General features: G+C 68.4%; 4 protein-coding genes. 1 reads left to right on the top strand and 3 read right to left on the bottom strand.

Annotated features, from left to right (window positions below; all coding sequences use genetic code 11):
• Positions 1-490, bottom strand: a 490-nt coding sequence (locus tag DM816_RS40965) for a signal recognition particle receptor subunit alpha (protein WP_425455345.1), incomplete at its 3' end; no start/stop codon positions are given.
• A gap of 50 nt (positions 491-540) precedes the next feature.
• Here DM816_RS40965 and DM816_RS40960 point away from each other — a divergent pair.
• Positions 541-1,911, top strand: a complete 1,371-nt coding sequence (locus DM816_RS40960) for an alkaline phosphatase D family protein (RefSeq protein WP_117215819.1) — start codon at positions 541-543, stop codon at positions 1,909-1,911.
• Here DM816_RS40960 and DM816_RS40955 read toward each other — a convergent pair.
• Together DM816_RS40955 and DM816_RS40950 are read right to left on the bottom strand one after the other, a co-directional pair.
• On the bottom strand, positions 1,881-2,480 hold the full coding sequence (locus tag DM816_RS40955) for an HAD family hydrolase (RefSeq protein ID WP_117215818.1): 600 nt from the start codon (positions 2,478-2,480) through the stop codon (positions 1,881-1,883). The two genes, DM816_RS40960 and DM816_RS40955, sit on opposite strands and share 31 nt — an antisense overlap.
• Before the next feature lie 88 nt (positions 2,481-2,568).
• Positions 2,569-3,468, bottom strand: a 900-nt coding sequence (locus DM816_RS40950; protein ID WP_162908387.1) for an AAA family ATPase, incomplete at its 5' end; no start/stop codon positions are given.

The following is a 3,468-nucleotide window of genomic DNA, read 5'->3' as shown; positions in this document are numbered from 1 at the left end:
GATCCAGCGACGGGTCAAGCGCGTGGGTGAGCTCCTCGGCCAGCAGCGTGCGCAGCTGGTCGGGGGTGCGGGTGCCCAGCACGCGCACCTGCTCGCGCAGCCGCGCGACGATCTCGGTGGTCGCCTTGACCCCGACGTCCGCGCCGATCAGGCTCTCCTCCACCTCGTCCCACGCGTCGTCGTCGAGGTGATCACGGGACAGGAGCCCGAGCAGGCCCTTGCCAAACACGCTCTGTGACCGCGCGAGCCGCGCGCGCAGCCGCACCAGCCGCCCCTTCGTCGGATCCGGCGCCTCGACCCGCTCGACCGGCGCAACCGGCGCCTCGACCCGCTCGACGGGCGCAACCGGCGCCTCCTCCACGGCAACCGCAGCAGGCTCCTTCGAAGGAGGCGCAGGCGGCGCTGGCCGACGCCGCGTCGCGACGAACACGCCCCCACCCACGAGCAGGAGCAATCCGACGATCAGCAGGACGATGGCGACTGGATCCATGTCGGCCATCCTCTCAAACGAACTCACAGACTCATGTCGCAGTATGACCTATGGCCAGCCTGATTCTCGGTCCCCAACTGCGCCGCGTCACCCGCGACCAAGCAGTCCTGTGGCTACAGACGGACGCCCCGGCACGGGTCACCGTGCGGATCGGGGAGGCGAGCGTGACGGTCGACACGTTCGAGACCCGCGGCGTGCATGTGGCCCTCCCTGTGATCACCCCACCAAAGATGACCATGCAGTACGCGGTCGAGCTCGACGGCGAGCCGGTCTGGCCCCTGCCCGGCATGCCCCCATCCGTCATCACCGTGCGTGACGAGAATGACCTCGATGCCACGATCGTGTTCGGCTCCTGCCGCGAGGCCAAACGGCACCCCGACCCCGACGCGCTGATCGCCTACGCCGCCCGCGCCATGGTGCATGAGCAGCCCCTGCCCGACCTGCTCGCGCTGATCGGCGACCAGATCTACGCCGACGATGTGTGGTCCTTCGCCGAATACGTGGAGCTCTATCGGCAGGCGTGGTCCGAGCCGCACGTGCGCTGGCTGCTCTCCACCGTCTCCACCGTCATGATCTTCGATGATCACGAGATCCACGACGACTGGAACTCCTCTGCCGCGTGGCTCGCCGAAATGCGGGCCCGTCCGGGCTGGGAAGACCACCTGGGCGCCGGGCTGGAGTCCTATTGGCTGTTCCAGCACCTGGGCAACGAGCCGGCGGCGAAGTGGATGCCCGACGACTGGAGCTTCACCGTCGACATCGGACGGACGCGTCTGATCATGCTCGACTGCCGCGGCTCACGCCAGCTCACCGGTGAGCGGCGGATGTTCCCGCAGGCACAATGGGACCGGCTGCGCGAGCAGGCGCAGGCCGACTGCGACCATCTGGTGCTGGCATCTTCCCTGCCCTGGCTGCTCGGGCCGGCGATCCATCATGCGGAGTCGGCGATGGAGGTGCTTTCCCACCGGTACCCGAAAATGGAAATGTTGAGAAGGAAATACGACCTGGAGCACTGGTCGGCGGTCGGCCACTCCTTCGACGAGCTCACCGAGGTGGTCGAGGCGGTGAACAGGCCGGCGACGGTGTCCGTGATCGGCGGCGACGTGCACCATTCCTACATCGCGAAGGTCCGGCCCGGTCTACACCAGATCACGTGCTCGCCGCTGAACAACAGCGTGGACGCCAAGATGCGTCTCATGCTCAAAATGGGTTGGTGGCGCCCGCTTTTCGGCCCCGCCGCCCTGGTCGCCCGCCTCCTCGGCGTCCCGCGGGACCACATCGACTGGGAGCTATTGACCAAGCCCTATTTCGGCAACGCCATCGCCACCCTCACCCACCGCGGCCGGACGGCGCGGGTGCTGCTCGAAGGCACTCGCCCCGACGGCACGCTCTATCCCGTGGCCAGCGCCGACCTCACATAATGCAGATCGCTCACGCCCGTGTAGCGCATGGCGAGCAGCCCCGCCGCCCGCGCACCCATCACGTTGCGGTGCGTGTCATCAAGCAAAAGGCAGAATTCTTTTCCGGTACCGACGGCGGCGCACGCCGACGCGAAGAACTCGCGGCTGGGCTTGAACGATCCGACCTCCGCAGACGAGATCACCGTGTCGAACTCGCCGTCCAGGTCCAGTTTGGACAGATCCTCGCGCAGGTCGTCGGTGGCGTTCGTAGCCAGCCCGACCGGAATGCCGCGCGCCCGGATCTCGCGCACGAACGCCAGCACGTCCTGGTCGACCACGCCCCGATAGGCATCCCACTCGTCGAGCGCGTGCCGGGGCGCGCCCGTGGCGTCGGCGATCGCGTCGAGCCACTGCGCGCGCGTCCACGCTCCCGTCACGGCGGGCACATAGCGCGTCCACTCCAGGCCGGTCTCCAGGAACGCGCCGTCGGGCAGCCCGTACTTCGCCTCGATCGACTCGACCCGCTCGTATCGCCGCACGACCCCGTCCAGGTCGATGAGCAGCGCGCGGGCCGGCTTTCGCCGGTTCACGCCGAAACCTGCGCATGCTCCGGTTTCGCCCGGCGAAGCCTCGCTTCGCAGCGGCCCACTCGCATGACCCGCTCAGGCAAGCCCCCGCTCATGCCGCCGCCATCTCCTCTTCGGGGGACGTCGGCACGACCTCCTCGCCCTTGAGCCGCTGACTGATCACCTCGGTCACACCGTTGCGCATGGTGACACCGTAAAGCGCGTCGGCGACCTCCATGGTGCGTTTCTGGTGCGTGATGATGATCAGCTGGCTGCGCGAGCGCAGTTCCTGGAACAGCGTGATCAGCCGGCCCAGGTTGACGTCGTCCAGCGCGGCCTCGACCTCGTCCATGATGTAGAACGGGCTGGGCCGGGCGCGGAAGATCGCGCACAGCATCGCCACGGCCGTCAGCGAGCGCTCGCCACCGGACAGCAGCGACAGCCGCTTGATCTTCTTGCCGGGCGGGCGGGCCTCCACCTCGACGCCCGTGGCGAGCATGTCGTCGGGATCGGTGAGCACCAGCCGGCCCTCGCCGCCCGGGAACAGGATCGGGAACACGACCTCGAACTCGCGGGCCGTGTCCTCGAACGCCGTCGTGAACACCTCCAGGATGCGGTCGTCGACGTCTTTGACCACGGTCAGCAGGTCGCGCCGCGTGGCCTTGAGGTCTTCGAGCTGGTCGGACAGGAACTTGTAGCGCTCCTCCAGCGCGGCGAACTCCTCCAGCGCCAGCGGGTTGACCTTGCCCAGCAGGGCGAACTCCCGCTCGGCCTTGGCCGCCCGCTTCTCCTGGATCGCCCGGTCGAACGGCTCCTGCGAACCGTCCTCGGCGACGATCGCCACGCTCGGGCCGTATTCGTTCAGCAGGGTCTCCACGTCGATGGAGAACTCCTCGCCGGCCCGGTTTTCCAGCTGCTCGATGCGCATGCGCTGCTCGGCTCGGGCGACCTCGTCGCGGTGCACCTCGGAGGTGAGCCGCGCGAGCTCGTCGCTCAGGCGCTTGGCCGCGCC

Source organism: Allorhizocola rhizosphaerae (genome assembly GCF_003426775.1).
Taxonomy (GTDB): Bacteria; Actinomycetota; Actinomycetes; order Mycobacteriales; family Micromonosporaceae; genus Allorhizocola; species Allorhizocola rhizosphaerae.
The sequence above is the reverse complement of the archived record's forward strand: the minus strand, read 5'-3'. Positions and strand labels throughout refer to the sequence as shown.